Raw genomic sequence first — 15,990 nt, 5'->3', positions numbered from 1 at the left:
CTGGCGGCCGATCGCGCACGGCCGGGTCGGCGGCGCTGATATCGGACACGTTCCCTGAGCCTGTCGAACGGCAGGGCCGGGCCCGGCCCTTCGACAGGCTCAGTGCGCGTTTCCTCAGAGGGTGTCCCAGAACCGGCAGCGGTGCTCCCGGCTCAGGTCGGCCGGCCGGATGCCGCGAGAACCGGGCGCCAGGGCCAGCACGCCGGTGTCACCGGGCCGGACCTGGCGCCAGTGCGGCCGGCCGGGCCCGTTGGGATCGCCGGTGCGTGCGAACGCGGTCCAGTAGTCGATCATCCGGTCCGCCAGCCGCCGCTGGGCGGCCGAGAGCGGCTCACCGGCGTAGGCGCCGGAGAAGAGGTACTGCAGTTCGCCGGCGTGGAAGGCGCCGGTCGGGAAGGCGGGCGCCTCCGTACCGCCGAGCCAGGGTGCGGTCCGGTCCGCGAACTCGAACGCGTAGGTCGGGCCGCGGCGGGCCAGCAGGTCGTTGGTCCGTACGGCCGGGCAGGACCAGGCCCAGTCGGTCAGCACCGCCGACAGCGCGGCGCCGGTGGAGCCGCCGAAGTCGGCGAGCGGGTACTCGCGCAGCACCCGGTCGGTCCGAGCCGCGTCCAGGCCGAGGAACTGGCTCAGCATCGGGCCGTACAGCGGTGCGGGCACCGGCCCGCCGGTCATCAGCTCCATGCCCACCTGGAACGTCACGTGCTCGTCCCGGGTGGTGCCGTGCAGCACCGGTACCGCGGCGGCTCGGCCGGCGGCCAGCAGCTCGGCCGGATCCTCCGGGATCACCGGGTTGCCGCCGAACGACGGGCCGTGGCCATGCTCGCCGGCGTCGGCGGCGAGCAGTTCCGCGACTGACTTCGACCGCAGGCAGGCCGCAGCGGTGGCCGGATCGGCGCAGCCGGCCTTCGCCGCGACGGCCAGCGCGATCTCCTCCGCCGTCGCGCGCGGCTTGGCCCGCCAGGTGTCGCCGTACGGCCAGTTCAGGGTGCACGGGCCGCTCTGCATGATCACCCGCTCGAACAGGCCGCGGGAGCCGGGCGCGGTCAGGTGGGTGCAGCTGACCTGGGCGCCGGCCGACTCGCCGAAGATCGTCACGTTGCGCGGGTCGCCGCCGAAGGCCGCGGCGTTGCGCCGGACCCAGCGCAGCGCCGCCTGCTGGTCCTCGACACCGAGGTTGGCCGCGTCCCGACCCGCCCCGGCGAGCGCCGGGTGGGCCAGGAAGCCGAACACGTTGAGCCGGTAGTTGAGCGTGACGACCATCACATCGCCGCGCCGAACCAGCCGCTCGGCGCCGTAGATCGAGCCCGAGCCCCACTGGAACCCGCCGCCGTGCAGCCAGACCATCACCGGCACCGGCCGCCGGGCCGAGGCGTGCCGCGGCGTCGTGACGTTGAGCGAGAGGCAGTCCTCGGCATCGCTGGGCGGGTCGCCGATGAAGTCGCCGGCCTGCGCGCACGCCGGGCCGGGCCTGGTCGCGTCCCGGACGCCGGGCCAGTCGGCCGCCGGTGCGGGCGTACGCCAGCGCAGGTCGCCGACCGGCGGCGCCGCGTACGGGATGCCCTGGTAGACCTCGACGCCGGCCGCCGACGTGCCACGGACCAGGCCGTTCTCGGTCCGGGTGACGGCCTGGCCGCCCGGTGGCCCGGCGGTCGCGGGGGCGGCCGCGCCCAGGACGGTGACCAAGATCACGGCGACCACCAGGATCGCTCGCAGCGCTGACTTCATCGGGGTTCTCCTCAGCTCGTACGGACGGTTTCATCGTCGGTTCGGGACGCGGCCCGGCGACAACCGGCGATCCCCCGAACCGGTGCTGGGGATCGCCCCACTCCGATTCCTGAGCCCGTCGAAGGGCACTGTCGGCGGCGTCGGCGAGGATGGGCCCGTGCGAGCTGAGGCCTCCGTGCTGCACCTCGACCTGGACGCGTTCTTCGCCTCGGTCGAGCAGCGCGACAAACCGTCACTGCGCGGCAAGCCGGTGATCGTCGGCGGCACCGGCCAGCGCGGCGTCGTCTCGACCGCCTCCTACGAGGCCAGGCGGTACGGGGTGCGGTCGGCCATGCCCACGCACGAGGCCCGGCGGCGCTGCCCGCACGCGGCGTTCCTGTCCGGGCGGTTCGAGGCGTACCGGGACGCCAGCCGGCAGGTGATGGACCTGCTGCACCGGCTGTCCCCGCTGGTCGAGCCGCTGTCGCTGGACGAGGCGTTCGTCGACCTGGCCGCCGCCGAACCCGCGGTCGGTCTGGACCGGCCCGCGCTGACCGAGCTGGTGGGGTCGGTGAAGGCCGAGCTGGCCGAGGTCACCGGCGGCCTGACCTGCTCCGTCGGCATCGCCAGTTCCAAGTTCATGGCGAAGGTGGCGACCGAGCTGGACAAGCCGGACGGGCTGTTCATCGTGGAGCCGGGCAGCGAGGTCGAGCTGCTCCGGCCGATGCAGGTGACCGTGATCCCCGGCGTCGGCCCGGTGACCGCGGAGAAGCTGCGCAGGATCGGGGTGAACACCGTCGCCGACCTGCAGGCGATCCCGCCGGACGAGCTGGTCCGCGAGATCGGCCGGGCGCACGGCCAGGGACTGCTCGCGCTGGCGTACGCACGGGACGACCGGGCCGTCGAGCCGGAGCGGGAGGCGAAGTCGATCTCCGTCGAGGACACCTTCGCCACCGACCTGGTCGACCATGATCGACTCGGCGAGATCCTGGACGGCCACGCGGCGCAGGTGGGCCGCCGGCTGCGCGCGGCGGGCCTGTTCGCACGCACCGTGACGATCAAGGTCCGGCAGCACGACTTCGCCACCAACACCCGGGCCCGGACGCTCTCCGGCGCCACCGACCGGACCGAGACGATCACCGCGGTCGCCCGCAGCCTGCTGGCCCAGATCGACACCAGCAATGGGATCCGGCTGCTCGGTGTCGGCGTGGCCGGCCTGACCGACGTGGTGCAGGAGGACCTGTTCGGCGGCGACGACGAGGCGTTGCCGGAGCCGGCACCGGTCGATGATCATGGTCCGGCCCAGCCGCCCGCCCCGGACACCGCCGGAGCCCGGCCGCGCTACGGCGACGGCTGGCACCCGGGCCAGGACGTGCACCACGATGATCATGGACCGGGCTGGGTCTGGGGCGCCGGTCTGGGCCGGGTGACGGTCCGGTTCGAGACCCGCGACACGCCGCCCGGGCCGGTCCGGACGTTCGCCGTCGACGACCCGGCCCTGCACGCGGGCCGGGCGCCGAGCGATCAGGTCACAGCGCGATAGCGATTCGCGGCGGGTTGGGACGGACGTCGAAAACATTCCGCGGATTGCCCTAGGGTTCACCCATGGCCGATCATGCGAAACGGCTGCTCGGGGCAGCCGATCATCCTCGCCCCACGGCTGCGGGAACCCCGTCGGCTCGCGCGCCCCGGCGCCGTCGCCTGTCCGGGTCCCGCTGACATGTGGGTCGGCTCGATCGAGTTCGACCTGCTCCTCGGTGAGGTCGGGTCGCTGAAGGAGAAGCGCTCCCTGGTCCGGCCGCTGATCGCCGAGCTCCGGCGTACCTATCAGCTCAGTGTGGCCGAGGTCGGCCACCTGGACCTGCACCGCCGCGCGGGCATCGGAATCGCCGCCGCTTCCGGGGATCACGCCCATCTCATCCAGATCCTGGACGCCGTCGAACGCAGCGTCGCCGCCCGCCCGGAGTCGGAGCTGCTGTCCGCTCGCCGGATCATCCGGAACACCGACGACTGACCGATCTCGGCGCGGGAAGCTTGCGGACCAGCCCGTGAGTGCGACAGTCTCACCCCTGGACCAGAGGAAGTTCCCGTCCATGCGCGGAGCGTGGCGGGGGTCCAAGGGGGTCGCACCCCTTGCACGGTAGAGACCCGAGTAGAATGAGCCCCACACGGAAAGAAGGCTTTGCGGTCAGCTATGAAGCTCTCTTTTTGTACGACCTGCATGGGCAGGGCGCACCATCTCAAGGAGACCCTGCCCAAAAACCTGCGGGACAGCGTCGACTGGTCACGTCCGAATGACGTCGAATTCGTCGTTCTGGACTACAGCTCGCCGGACGACCTGGCCGAATGGATCACGACCGACGAGCGGCTGAAGCCGTACCGCGACGCCGGGATCCTCAAGTTCGCCCGCTGCGAGGGTCAGACGTACTTCCGCCACTCGCACGCCAAGAACATGGCCCACTCGCTGGCCAGCGGCGACGTCGTCTGCAACGTCGACGCCGACAACTTCGTCGGGTTCGGCTTCGCGCAGTACCTGCGAGCGGTCTTCACCCGGCGGCCGAACTCGATCGTGGCGTCCAACCGGCTCGACTACCGGCTCAACGCCGGCGTGCACAAGGGCTGCATGGGGCGGATCGCGCTGTCGAAGGAAAACTTCATCATGCTGGGCGGCTACGACGAGAGCGACCGCTTCCGCGGCTGGTCGGGCGAGGACTCCGACCTGGTGATCCGGGCCGTACGGAAGTTCCTCCGGCCGGTGATGCTGCGCGACCGCCGGTTCCTCCGCGTGCTGCAGCACAGCGATCTGGAGCGGATCAAGCACACCGACTACGCCGACACCGAGGACGAGCTGGCCAAGATCGAGTCGCTGGACGGCTCGAACATGCGCCCCATCCTGCGCTACGTCGTCGACCGCGCGGTCGCCCCCCGGGTGGCCAACCGCGGCCGCCCGATCGGCGCCGGCTCCGTCGCCTGGTACGGCGACCTCCGCCGCTCCGCCTGACCCCACACGTTCGCAGCCGCGATTGCACGTAACCGGCCAACGCTCCGCCCGTACGCGACATCCAACATTCCTGGGCGCACGTGATCGGCCAGCGGTCGCTACGCCGCGGCCGGGTACTCCCGACCGCGGGCGATCGATCCCGCCCGGCCGCCAGACCGTGCGCGGTGTTCTCAGCCCTCGGTCGCGCGCGTTGTGTCGGCCCTGGCATGAAGAGCGCAGGTGAGCCAACGCGTCCCTGATCGCAAGTCACCCAGAGCCCCCGGGCGCGAGTGACCCGGATCTGCAAGGCAACGGTCCTCCGACGCCGAGAACCCGCTTTTCGAGGGCGTTGCGTTGCAGATCTGGGTCACCCGCTCCTGTGAGCCGCCCGATCCAGGCGCCGCTCGCGTCCGCGGCACGTTGACGAACCTCGGACACCGGCCGGACGCCGAGAGGACGCCTTGACCGCGATTCGGTGTCCGCACACGGCCCGTGGCGTCAACTCGCCGCGCCCGGTCGCGAGCCGCGTGGACGGGCGAGGTTGTCCGGGCCTGGTGGGTCGCTGCAGAGCGCGGTGGACGCGGACTGCGCCGTTGAGTCCCGCTCGCTGCGGGGTCAGTGGGTCGGGAAGCCGAGATTGACCTGGGTCTCGGAGGGGTCGGGCCAGCGGGTGGTGACGACCTTGCGGCGGGTGTAGAAGTTGAAGCTCTCCGGGCCGTAGATGTGGGTGTCGCCGAACAGGGAGCGCTTCCAGCCGCCGAACGAGAACGTACCGACGGGGACGGGGATCGGGACGTTGACGCCGACCATGCCGACCTCGACGTCGAACTCGAACGAACGGGCGGTCTTGCCGTCGCGGGTGAAGATCGCCACCCCGTTGGCGTACTGGCACTCGTTGACCAGCCGCACCGCGTCGTCGTAGCTGTCCACCCGGACCACCGAGAGCACCGGCCCGAAGATCTCCTCGTCGTAGACCTTCATGCCGGGCTTCACCTGGTCGATCAGGCTGACGCCGAGGAAGAAGCCGTCCCCGTCGAACTGCTGCTCCCGCCCGTCGACCACCACGGTCGCGCCCTCGGCGGCGGCGCCGGCGACGTACGAGGCCACCCGGTCCCGGGCCTGCTCGGTGATCAGCGGACCCATCTCCGAGGCCGGGTCGGTGCCGTCGCCGATCCGCAGCTTGGCGATCCGCTCCGCCACCAGGTCGATCAGCGGGTCCGCGACGTCGCCGACGGTGACCAGCACCGAGACGGCCATGCAGCGCTCGCCGGCCGAGCCGTAGGCTGCCGACACCGCGGCGTCGGCGGCGGCCGGCAGGTCGGCGTCCGGCATCACGACCATGTGGTTCTTCGCCCCGCCGAGCGCCTGCACCCGCTTTCCGGCCTCGGCCGCGCGGCGGTAGATCGTCTCGGCGATCGGGGTCGAGCCGACGAAGCTGACGGCGGCGATGCCGGGATGGTCGAGGATCGCGGACACGGTCTCGGCGTCGCCGTTGATCACATTGAGTACGCCGTCCGGCAGGCCCGCCTCGGCGAATCGCTCGGCGATCCAGAGGGCCGCCGAGGGGTCCCGCTCGCTCGGCTTCAGGATCACCGTGTTGCCGCAGGCGATCGCGCCGGTGATCATCCACAACGGCACCATGGCCGGGAAGTTGAACGGGGTGACGCAGGCAACCACGCCGACCGGCTGGCGCACCTGGTGGACGTCCACGCCGCGGGACACCTGCTCGGCGTACTCGCCCTTCAGCAGGTGCGGCAGGCCGGCGCAGAAGTCGACGTTCTCCAGCCCGCGGCTGATCTCGCCGGCCGCGTCCGTGAGCACCTTGCCGTGCTCGGCGGTGATCAGCGCGGCCAGCTCGTCGCCGCGTTCCTTGATCGCCTGACGGAGCCGGAACATCACCTCGGCGCGCCGGGCCAGCGGCGTCGCCCGCCAGCCGGGCAGCGCTGCGGCGGCCACCTCGACCGCGGCCCCCAGCTCGGCCGCGGAGGCCAGGGCGACCTCGCCGGTCTGCTGTCCGGTCGCCGGATTGAACACCGGCCCGACCCGGTCCCCACCCGTGATGATCTTGCCGTCGAGAAAATGTCCGATCCGCTTACCCATGGCCCCAGCCTAAGGCCCCGAATCGGCGACGGGACGCCCCGTCGCGACTACGTCAGCGAGCGCAGTGGCGGAGCCGAGAATACGTGCTCCCGACGACGCGCAACGGCCGGTCGGCCAACGAGCATCGAGACCATGAATCTCAAGTCGCTCTCCGCCAGCGCCCTGTTCCTCGCCGCGCTCGGGATCTACGTCCAGATCGCCGCCGGCAACCTGCCGGGCTACCCGGTGGTCGCGCCGGGCGCGATCCTGTTGCTGGCCGCGGCCGCGTTGACCGCGTTCCTGCCGTTCCGCTGGTCACCGGTCGCTGCCGTGCTGGCCGCCGCGTTCATGATCATCGGCCTGTTCGGCGCCGGGCAGGCGCCTCGGCTGCTCGAGGTTCGCGCGGTCGGCGACACGGTCGGGCTCTGGCTGCAGATGATCATGGTCGTGGTGGCCGGTGCGCTGGCCGTCCTGGCCATCGCCCGGCCCTAGGGCTCAGAGCTGGGCCAGCGCCAGCCAGGCCAGCGTCTCGGTCGAGGCGGAGCCGCCGACCTCGTCGAGCAGGATGCCGGCGGCCGCCTCGGCCAGCACCGACGGCGGGGTCGCCCAGTCCCGCCCGACGGCGGTCGCGGCCTGCTCCTCGGCGAACCGGATCACGGCGATCAGGGCGGCCTGGTCGGTCGCGGGGAGAGCCGGCCGGGCCGGTGCCACCTCGCCGCTGCCCAGGTACGGACCCGCGGCCCGGAGCCGGGCCCGGAACGCCGGCGACGGCTGCTCCAGAGTGCGGTGGATCGCGGCCAGCAGCTCGAGCTCGGCGATCCCGTGCCGGTCCAGCGGCAGCTCGGGCCGGCCCGGCACGGCGGCGGCCAGAGCGCCGGCGTGCTGGATGATCGGGGCGATCGCCTGGCCGCGGATGACCCGGGCCAGACAGGCCTGGGTGACCGCGAAGCCGAGCCCGGGGTCGACCCGGTCGCAGCGCAGCAGCCAGTCGACGGCCACCTCGAGCAGGTCCCGGGCACCGGTGCGGTGGTGCTCGATGCAGAGCAGGGTCGCGTCCAGACCGGTCGCCGGGCCGTCGTCCAGCAGCGCGCCGGTGATCATCTCCAACAGCTCGGCCGCCTCGTCCGGGTCCGCCGCCGTACCGGCGCTGAGGGTGCGGTGCAGCACGATGCCGTCCGCGGTCGAGCCGGCCGGGCCGGACGGCTCCGGCGCCGGGAACTGGTCGACCCGTTCGGCCACCACCTGCTCGACCGGCGGCGCCCACCCCAGGCTGAACCGTACGGTCCCGCGCGCGGACCGCTCCTCGATCGAGTACCGGGCCGCCCGGTCCGCCACGAGTTCGGTGATCTCGCCGCCCGGCGCGCTCAACGTCCCGCCGACACCGATCAGGTCCTCCGGCACGATCAGGGCCGCGTCCGGGTCGCTGCGCAGGTCGATCGGTTCGCCCACCGTCCGCACGGTCGGCCACGGCACCACGCCGCGGCGGCGCTCGATCAGCCGGGCCGCGTCGGCGTACCAGGTCCACTGCCAGGTGATCACGAAGCCCGCGCCCGCCGGCAGCCGGAGCGGCCCGGTCAGCAGACCGGCGTCGCCGATCTCCGCGATCGCTCCGGTGGTCAGTCGCCCGGCCAGGATCGGCCCGCCGCCGTCACCCGGCCGGATGACCAGCTCCGCCTCCGCGCCGGCGGCAGCCGGGTGCCCGACCATCCGCTCGCCGAGGGCCAGGTCGAGCCGCACCTGGTCGACCGCGAGCTCGTGCTGGGTGGCGTTGGCCAGCCGGACCCGCCAGCCCCAGCCGGCCGCGACCGTGTGCCGGACCGAGATGTCCAGCCCGTCACCGGCATCGAGCTCCAGGTCGACCTCGTCGGCGTCGCCGGCGAGCCGGACCAGCTCCGGCTGCCGGGCCCGGCCGCCGATGATCACCTCGCCGACCCCGCCGCCGGACAGGTAGCGATGATCACCGGCGGTGGCGTCGACGATCCGCCCCGTCTCGTCGATCCGGAGCCGGCCGGGCGGCACGTCGAAGATCATCCGCGGCGCTGACATCGCCCACACCAGAACAGATTGCGCCCGGCCAGGACCTCGGTCCTGATCATGGAGCCGCAGACCCAGCAGGGCAGGCCGTTGCGGCGGTACACGTACACCTCACCACCATGATCGTCGACCCGCGGCGGGCGGCCCATCGCCTCCGGGGTGTGCTCGTCGCGCACCGTGTCGATCCGGTTGTCGGCGACACCCTTGGGCATCAGCAGCAGCAGATCGGCCCAGATCGCCTGCCAACTGCGCCGGCTCAGCTTGTTGCCCGGCCGGTGCGGGTGGATCCGGTTCCGGAACAACACCTCGGCCCGGTACACGTTGCCGACGCCGGACAGGATCGCCTGATCCATCAGCAGCGCGGCGATCGGCCGGCCGGACCGGTGGATCCGCCGCCAGGCCAGGTCAGGGTCCGCGTCGTCGCGGAGCGGATCGGGACCCAACCGGCCGACCAGGTCGGCCACCTCCGCGGCGGTCATGACCGAGCACTGCTGCGGGCCGCGGAGATCGGCGACCAGGTCGGAGGTGGCCAGCCGGACCCGGACCTCGCCCTGCGGCGGTCCCGGCGGGCCGAACTGCAGGGCCCCGATCAGGCCGAGATGGATGTGCAGCAAGCGGTCGTCGGCGAACTCGACGAACAGGTGCTTGCCGTGGGCTGTGGCGTTGATCAGCCGGGTCCCGTCCAGCAGCGCGGCCGACTCGGCGAACCGGCCCTGCGGGCTGGTCACGGCAGGCGTCCGACCGGCGAACCCGGCCGTCACGTCCAGTGCCAGCCGATGCAGCGTATGGCCTTCCGGCATTTCACGATCCTCGAACGAATTTCTCTGTGGCTGTAGTCCCGCAGGCGGATTAGGCTGTCCACTATGACAGGTGCGGCCGCTCCGGCCCCGTTCATCGTGCGCTCAATCCCGGACGTCGAGGCCCAAGACCTGGCCCGTCGATCAGTCAAGGGGGACGACCCCCTTGAACCCCCGCTCCGCTCCGCGAACGGACACGGCCGTTCCTATGTCGGCGAACCCACGCCCGAGGACGAACTCCTCGCCGAGTCGGTGCTCGCCGACCTGCGGGCCAGAGCCGAGGGACGCCGGCCGCGACGCGTCATTCCTCCTCGGCCCGACGCTCCTCGTACGCACTGATCTGCTGGATCCGGCGCGCGTGCCGTTCCTGCGCGCTGAACGGCGTCGTCAGGAAGGTCCGGACCAGTTCGGTCGCCCCGTCCTGATCATGCATCCGGGCACCGATCGCGATCACGTTCGCGTCGTTGTGCTGGCGGGCCAGCTGCGCGGTCTCGACGTCGTACGCCAGCGCGGCCCGGACGCCGATCACCTTGTTGGCCGCGATCTGCTCGCCGTTCCCGGAACCGCCGATCACGATGCCCAGCGATCCTTGATCGGCCACGACGCCAAGGGCAGCAGGGATGCAGAAGACCGGGTAGTCGTCGTCCGGGTCGAACACCCGCGGACCATGATCAACGACGTCGTGGCCGTCGGCCCGCAGGACCGACGCCAGATGGTTCTTCAGCTCATACCCCGCGTGGTCGCTGCCGATGTGTACGCGCATGGGAGAACTATCTCAAAGGTCCGATGAGCCTGGCACCGGTGTCGGCCCAGCGTCTGATTGGGCGGGACGGGAAGAGCGCTAGGGTCGGCGCGTGACTCTGAGCCGACGAGCGCTGCTGGGCTGCGCCGGACTCGCCGGACTGGCCGCTGCGGGCTGCACCGACGTCGGCCGGGAACGGCCCCGCTGCGTCGCGGCCGGCACCCTGACCGGCCACGACGAGCTCGGCGGCGCGCCCTTGATCTACGAGATCGACGAGCGCGGCCGCAGCTTCCGTTTCGACGACGCCTTCCACGAACGGCTGCTCGACTGGCTCGGCTTCTTCACGGCCGAGACCGGGGTGGAGATCGACGAGATCAGGACGTACGGAAGCTGGACCGACGGCGAGCCGAAGTGCTCCTCGTGGCACAACGCCGGGCGGGCGTTCGACCTGGCCAGACTGCGGTCCGGCGGCCGGGACCTGATGACCTGCCGGTACGACCTCTGGGGCCCGGCCGCGACGGCCGCGCAGCTGCGCCGCTACTGGGCGACCGCGGCCAGCCTGCACCACCACTTCGCCGACGTGCTGACGTACCTCTTCGACGACCTGCACCGGAACCACATCCACGTCGACAACGGAGTGACCGGCACCGAGCTGTCCACGTTCCGCGGCGGCTCCTCCCGGGTGCAGAACCATGCGGTGCAGGCGATCTGCACCCACGTCTGGGACCGGCCGGTGCCGATCGACGGCGAGTGGGCGGAGCCGACCCGGTCGGTCGTGACCGAGATCACGTCCGGGCTCGACCTCGGCGGGGACCTCACCGACGAGGCGACCTGGCGGGAGTTCCTGCGCGCCAGCACGGCCCGGTTTTGATCGTGGCAGGATCGGGCCCATGTTCCCGGACAACCTGACCCGCGACGAGGCCATGGCGCGGTCGGCCCTGATCGCCACCTCGCACTACCGGATCGAGCTCGACCTGTCGGGCCGGGAGGTCGCCGATCCGGCCCTGACCTTCCGCTCGACCTCGACGGTACGGTTCCGGGCCGACGCCCCGGGCAGCCTGCACATCGACGCGATCGCCGACCGGGTGATCACCGCGACGCTGGACGGGGAGCCGCTCGACACCGGCCGGTTCGCGGCCAGCCGGCTGCCGTTCGACGTGACCGCGGGTGATCACGAGCTGACGGTGACCGCCGAGTACCGCTACAGCCGGGCGGGCCTCGGCCTGCACCGGTTCGTCGACCCGGCGGACGACCGGGTCTACTGCTACACCCAGTTCGAGTCGGCCGAGGCTCGGCGCGTCTTCGCCTGCTTCGAACAGCCCGACCTGAAGGCACGGATGTCGATCACCGTGACCGCGCCGCGGGACTGGACGGTGATCAGCAACGGCGCCGAGACGGCGCGGGTCGAGGTCAGCGACGCGCTGTCCCGGTGGGAGTTCGCCGAGACCGAGCCGTTCTCCACCTATCTGGTCGGGGTCGTCGCCGGCGAGTACCGCCAGGTGGTCGCCGAGGAGACCGCGGGCAAGAACGCCGCTCCGCTGTCGATCCTGGTCCGCGACTCCGTGCTGCCGCATCTGGACGCGGACCGGATCGTCGAGGTGACCCGGGGCGGTTTCGACGTGTTCGAGGAGGCGTTCGGCTACCCGTACCCGTTCGGGAAGTACGACCAGGCCTTCGTGCCGGAATACAACATGGGCGCGATGGAGAACGTCGGCTGCATCGTGCTGCGGGACAGCATGATCTTCCGGAGCCGGGTCACCGCCGCGACGTACCGGGAACGGGCCAACGTCGTGCTGCACGAGCTGGCCCACATGTGGTTCGGCGACCTGGTGACGATGCGCTGGTGGGACGACCTGTGGCTGAAGGAGTCCTTCGCCGAGTGGGCGGCGACGTTCGCGCAGAGCCGGCTCGACGCCGAACCCAGCCAGGCCTGGGCGACGTTCTGCAACAAGCGCAAGACCTGGGCCTACCGCCAAGATCAACTGAGCAGCACCCATCCGATCGCCGCCGACATGATCGATCTCGAGGCGGTCGAGCAGAACTTCGACGGGATCACCTACGCCAAGGGCGCCTCGGTGCTCCGGCAGCTGGTCGCGTTCGTCGGCGAGGACGCCTTCCTGGCCGGCGCCCGGCGCTACTTCGCCGATCACGCCTACGGCAACACGGAGCTGTCGCACCTGCTGACCGCGCTGCAGCAGGCCTCCGGCCGCGACCTGTCCGGCTGGTCGGCGCAATGGCTGGAGCAGGCCGGCGTCAACACCTTGCGCCCGGAGCTCGCGGTCGACGACGCCGGCGTGATCACCCGGTTCGCCGTCCGCCAGGAGGCACCGGCCGAGTGGCCGACGCTGCGTGATCACCGGATCGCGATCGGGTTCTACGACCTGACCGACGGGCGGCTGGTCCGGACACACCGGCTGGAGACCGACGTCAGCGGCGCGGCCACCGAGGTGCCGGAGCTGGCCGGCCGCCGCCAGCCGGACCTGATCCTGATCAACGACGACGACCTGACCTACGCCAAGCTGCGGCTGGACCCTCGGTCGCTGAGCACCTTGATCGACACCATCGACCGGATCGACGACCCGCTGGCCCGGGCCGTCTGCTGGGGCGCCGCCTGGGACATGTGTCGCGACGCCGAGCTGCCGGCCGCCGACTACGTCGCCCTGGTGCTCCGCGGCGTGGCCGTCGAGTCGGACCTGACCGCCGTGGAGGCCGTGCTGCTGCAGGGATTGCGGGCGGCCCAGGAGGACACCCCGCCGGCGGTACGGGAGATGGTCCGGCGCACCTGGCAGGACGGCCTGGCCGGCCTGCTGGCCGCCGCCGAGCCGGGCTCCGATCATCAGCTGGCCCTGGCCCGGGCCTATGCCCGCGCGGCGCTCGATCCGTCGGCCGGCGCGGTGATCAACGGCTGGCTGGTCGGCGAGGACGTACCGGACGGGCTGGTCGTGGACCAGGACCTGCGCTGGATCCTGATCTTGCACCTGGCCCGGCTCGGCCTGGCCGACGACGCGATGATCACGGCGGAACAGGGCCGGGACAACACGATCACGGGAGCCGAGCAGGCGGCCGGGGCGCGCGCCGCCCGGCCCGATCCCGCCGCGAAGACGGAGGCCTGGCGGCTCGCCGTCGCCGACGGCAGCGTGCCGAACGAGACCCAGCGCCAGGTCTGCGTCGGGTTCGTCCAGCCGGGGCAGGACGACCTGCTGCGGCCGTATCTCGCGGCCTACCTGGAGGCGGCCGAGCAGATGTCGGCCGGCAACGGGATCTGGGGCGGCCAGGGCACCTCGCTGCGCGACAACGCCCTGATCCTGCTCTATCCGCGGCTGGAGGATGCCGCCGAGCAGCTGCGCACGGTCGACGCCTGGCTGGCCGCGGCCGAGCTCACGCCGTCGGTGCGGCGGCTGGTCTCGGAGCGCCGGGACGAGACGGCCCGGTCGTTGCGCTGTCAGCAGGCGGCCAACGGCCTGGCTCAGAGCCAGTAGAGCGCGGCGTCGCCGGGACCCAGTTCGCCCGGCGCCGCGGCCGTGGCCAGGTCCACCGCCCCGGCGGGAAGCTCCGGCCGGACCGGGGTCGCGGCGAGGTTGAGCAGCAGCCGGTAGCGGCGGCCGTCCAGCGCGGTGACCGTCGCGCCGGCCAGGTCGCCGGCCACGTCGGCGAGTCGGGCCGGGTTCGTCTGGGCGAAGCGGGCGGTGGTCTCGGCGTCGCAGCCGGCCAGCACGGCGAACGCGTGCTCGACCACCACCGTGTTCGGCGGCAGCTGTTCCGGCCCGCTCCGGTACGGGAAGCAGAGTTCGTCGACGAAGAGCGAGTGCTGCGGGCCGCCGCGGCGCCGGGCGGAGCGGTCCATGATCAACTCTCCGCTCCCCCACAGCCCGACCGTGCCGAGGACGTCGTCAACGGCGACCCAGCGGCCGAGCGCGATCCGTTCGTCGGCCCCGGGCTCGAGCTCCAGGGTGCCGCCGGCGTGGACGTACCGGCGCCGAGAGCCGTTGAGGACATCGTTCGGGACGTTGAGGTGCAGGCCCTTCACCGAGCCGAGCCCGACCCACCAGTCCGCGGTCACGGTGCGGTGGATCCCGATCATGGTGTGGCCGTCCGGCAGCGCCGCGATCGCGATCATGGTCCGGGCGCCGTCGCTGCCGCTCCAGCCCTCCGGGATGCTGAGCCGAACGCCTTCGACGACCGTACCGGAGGTGACGAAGCCGCCGTCGAGCTCGGTGACCCGGCTCCTGGTCACCGTCCGGGACAGCCGGCCCGGGCCGTCGCCCTGATCACCGAGCACCGTGATCTCGGGCGCCAGGTTCAGGTCCCACTCCGCCAGGGAGCCGTCCGCCAGCGGCACACAGAGCCCCTGGGTCCGGCTGAACGCTCGCCAGGAGAACGAGGCCAGCCGGTGCTCGTTCCGGACCGCGACCGCCTGATGATCATGGTCGATCCAGCTCCAGGACGCCGCAGTCCCCTGAGCCTGTCGAAGGGCCGGGCCCGGTGCCTCGACATGATCGAGAGCGACCAGCGCCAGCCCGAGGGCGCAGGCCCGGTCGCTCTCCAACCGCGTGACGTAGTACGGGCTCGAGCTCGCCAGCTCGGCCAGCCGGGTACCGTAGAAGCCGCCGTCGGCGTTGCCGCGCTGCTCGCGGGTGATCAGCTGGACCTGCGCGTCGAGCAGGTCGACGGCGTTGGGATCGCCGAGCCGGTCGGCGGCGTAGCACAGCGACGGCAGCAGGTACTCCTGGCAGTACGCGTAGCGGACCCGGCTGTCCCCACCGATCCGGAGCACCCGCCCGTCCGGGGCGATCAGCGGCCGGACCACCCGCCACAGGTCGGACTGGTGCCGGTGCAGCGCCTCGGGCGCGGGCTCGCCGCGCCGCTTCAGGTCGAAGTGCAGGATCGCCGCGTTGCTGACGCAGATGATCATGTAGCCGACGTTGAGATAGCCGTGGTGGTCCAGCGCGTAACTGTCGAAGAAGTTCGCGCCGCGGAACCGTTCCGAGACCGGGCGGTCGTCGACGACGGCCGGGTCGGTGCGGTCGGCCGGCACGCTGACGCCGTTGATCATGAACGTCCGGGCCAGTTCTTCCCAGACCGCCCGCTGCGGATGATCGGGCACCCGCTGCGCGGTTCGCCAGAGCAGTGCGCCGGCCCACAGGTTCGACTCGGGCGCGTTCCGGCCGGAGGCATCCCAGAGCCCGCCCACCACGCCGTGGGCCCGGCCGCGGTGGAACGACGTCCGGATCCATTCCGCCTCGCTGACCAGCAGCCGGTCCAGCCCGGCGACCAGGTCCGGCTCGATCCGGTCGGCGAGCAGGTCGAGGCCGTACATCATCCGTTCGATGCCGAGCGGGCTGATCCAGGTGTGGCCCCACGGCTTCCCGTCGGCGCACGTGCCGCCGCCGGACCTGTGGCTGCGGACGCTGAACCGGAGCGCCGCGAGCGCCCGGCCGGCCAGCCGGTCGTCGTCGGTCAACGCGGCCAGCGCGGCCAGCGCGCCGAGGTACTTCTGGTTGGTCTGGACACCCCAGTTGTCGTAGCCGGTCCCGTACCAGCCGACGCCGCCGTCGCCGCCCGGGTCGACCCAGTACCGGTCCGCCGCGGCCGCCCAGGCCGCGAGGGAAGCGATCATGGTCCGCCTGCGGTCCGTCACCCGTACGAGCCTAGGT

12 protein-coding genes are annotated in these 15,990 nt (G+C 72.2%); 6 read left to right on the top strand and 6 right to left on the bottom strand.

Features of this window, described 5'->3' with window-relative positions; all coding sequences use genetic code 11:
• Positions 1-114: 114 nt before the first annotated feature.
• Positions 115-1,725 (bottom strand): carboxylesterase/lipase family protein, encoded by a 1,611-nt coding sequence (locus AC6CCG_RS08675; protein WP_496654090.1) that lies wholly within the window; start codon positions 1,723-1,725, stop codon positions 115-117.
• Positions 1,726-1,882: 157 nt separating this feature from the next.
• Here AC6CCG_RS08675 and AC6CCG_RS08670 point away from each other — a divergent pair, with 157 nt between their 5' ends.
• The 3 genes from AC6CCG_RS08670 to AC6CCG_RS08660 all read left to right on the top strand — a co-directional run bounded on the left by AC6CCG_RS08670 (position 1,883) and on the right by AC6CCG_RS08660 (position 4,705).
• A complete protein-coding gene (locus AC6CCG_RS08670) occupies positions 1,883-3,247 on the top strand; it encodes a DNA polymerase IV (RefSeq protein ID WP_496654089.1) in 1,365 nt (454 codons plus the stop codon).
• A 177-nt stretch (positions 3,248-3,424) separates the two neighbouring features.
• Entirely contained in the window at positions 3,425-3,718 is a 294-nt protein-coding gene (locus AC6CCG_RS08665) for a DUF503 domain-containing protein (RefSeq protein ID WP_179758774.1), read from the top strand.
• A gap of 207 nt (positions 3,719-3,925) precedes the next feature.
• Positions 3,926-4,705 (top strand): glycosyltransferase family A protein, encoded by a 780-nt coding sequence (locus AC6CCG_RS08660; protein WP_496654088.1) that lies wholly within the window; start codon positions 3,926-3,928, stop codon positions 4,703-4,705.
• Between the two features lie 594 nt (positions 4,706-5,299).
• Here the strand turns inward: AC6CCG_RS08660 and AC6CCG_RS08655 are convergent.
• Complete coding sequence (locus AC6CCG_RS08655; protein WP_496654087.1) at positions 5,300-6,784, bottom strand: CoA-acylating methylmalonate-semialdehyde dehydrogenase; 1,485 nt, start codon at positions 6,782-6,784, stop codon at positions 5,300-5,302.
• A gap of 132 nt (positions 6,785-6,916) precedes the next feature.
• On the opposite strand from AC6CCG_RS08655, the gene AC6CCG_RS08650 reads away from it, so the two are divergent.
• Positions 6,917-7,255, top strand: a complete 339-nt coding sequence (locus AC6CCG_RS08650) for a hypothetical protein (RefSeq protein ID WP_496654086.1) — start codon at positions 6,917-6,919, stop codon at positions 7,253-7,255.
• 3 nt (positions 7,256-7,258) lie between these two features.
• On the opposite strand, the gene AC6CCG_RS08645 is transcribed toward AC6CCG_RS08650, so the two are convergent.
• From AC6CCG_RS08645 to AC6CCG_RS08635, 3 genes are all read right to left on the bottom strand, one after another.
• A complete protein-coding gene (locus AC6CCG_RS08645) occupies positions 7,259-8,809 on the bottom strand; it encodes a hypothetical protein (protein ID WP_496654085.1) in 1,551 nt (516 codons plus the stop codon).
• Positions 8,791-9,597 carry an Fpg/Nei family DNA glycosylase gene (locus AC6CCG_RS08640; protein ID WP_496654084.1) on the bottom strand — a complete coding sequence of 269 codons (807 nt, stop codon included), beginning with the start codon at positions 9,595-9,597 and terminating at the stop codon, positions 8,791-8,793. The genes AC6CCG_RS08645 and AC6CCG_RS08640 overlap by 19 nt, the downstream gene beginning before the upstream one ends.
• Positions 9,598-9,895: 298 nt before the next feature.
• On the bottom strand, positions 9,896-10,357 hold the full coding sequence (locus AC6CCG_RS08635; protein WP_496654083.1) for a ribose-5-phosphate isomerase: 462 nt from the start codon (positions 10,355-10,357) through the stop codon (positions 9,896-9,898).
• Between the two features lie 91 nt (positions 10,358-10,448).
• On the opposite strand from AC6CCG_RS08635, the gene AC6CCG_RS08630 reads away from it, so the two are divergent.
• Together AC6CCG_RS08630 and pepN are read left to right on the top strand one after the other, a co-directional pair.
• A complete protein-coding gene (locus tag AC6CCG_RS08630; RefSeq protein WP_496654082.1) occupies positions 10,449-11,207 on the top strand; it encodes a hypothetical protein in 759 nt (252 codons plus the stop codon).
• A gap of 19 nt (positions 11,208-11,226) precedes the next feature.
• Positions 11,227-13,815 (top strand): aminopeptidase N, encoded by a 2,589-nt coding sequence (gene pepN, locus AC6CCG_RS08625; RefSeq protein ID WP_496654081.1) that lies wholly within the window; start codon positions 11,227-11,229, stop codon positions 13,813-13,815.
• Here the strand turns inward: pepN and AC6CCG_RS08620 are convergent.
• Positions 13,803-15,974 carry a hypothetical protein gene (locus AC6CCG_RS08620; RefSeq protein ID WP_496654080.1) on the bottom strand — a complete coding sequence of 724 codons (2,172 nt, stop codon included), beginning with the start codon at positions 15,972-15,974 and terminating at the stop codon, positions 13,803-13,805. The genes pepN and AC6CCG_RS08620 overlap by 13 nt on opposite strands.
• Between the last annotated feature and the right edge of the window lie 16 nt (positions 15,975-15,990).

The sequence above is a fragment of the Microlunatus sp. YIM B11417 genome (assembly GCF_059617205.1).
Note: the sequence above shows the minus strand (reverse complement) of the source record. Positions and strands in the feature narration are given on the sequence as shown.

Coding starts and splice junctions, on each gene's coding strand:
- AC6CCG_RS08675 (WP_496654090.1), bottom strand. CDS start 1,725: ATGAAGTCAGCGCTGCGAGCGATCCTGGTGGTCGCCGTGATCTTGGTC.
- AC6CCG_RS08660 (WP_496654088.1), top strand. CDS start 3,926: ATGGGCAGGGCGCACCATCTCAAGGAGACCCTGCCCAAAAACCTGCGG.
- AC6CCG_RS08640 (WP_496654084.1), bottom strand. CDS start 9,597: ATGCCGGAAGGCCATACGCTGCATCGGCTGGCACTGGACGTGACGGCC.
- AC6CCG_RS08635 (WP_496654083.1), bottom strand. CDS start 10,357: ATGCGCGTACACATCGGCAGCGACCACGCGGGGTATGAGCTGAAGAAC.
- AC6CCG_RS08650 (WP_496654086.1), top strand. CDS start 6,917: ATGAATCTCAAGTCGCTCTCCGCCAGCGCCCTGTTCCTCGCCGCGCTC.
- AC6CCG_RS08665 (WP_179758774.1), top strand. CDS start 3,425: ATGTGGGTCGGCTCGATCGAGTTCGACCTGCTCCTCGGTGAGGTCGGG.
- AC6CCG_RS08645 (WP_496654085.1), bottom strand. CDS start 8,809: ATGTCAGCGCCGCGGATGATCTTCGACGTGCCGCCCGGCCGGCTCCGG.
- AC6CCG_RS08655 (WP_496654087.1), bottom strand. CDS start 6,784: ATGGGTAAGCGGATCGGACATTTTCTCGACGGCAAGATCATCACGGGT.
- pepN (WP_496654081.1), top strand. CDS start 11,227: ATGTTCCCGGACAACCTGACCCGCGACGAGGCCATGGCGCGGTCGGCC.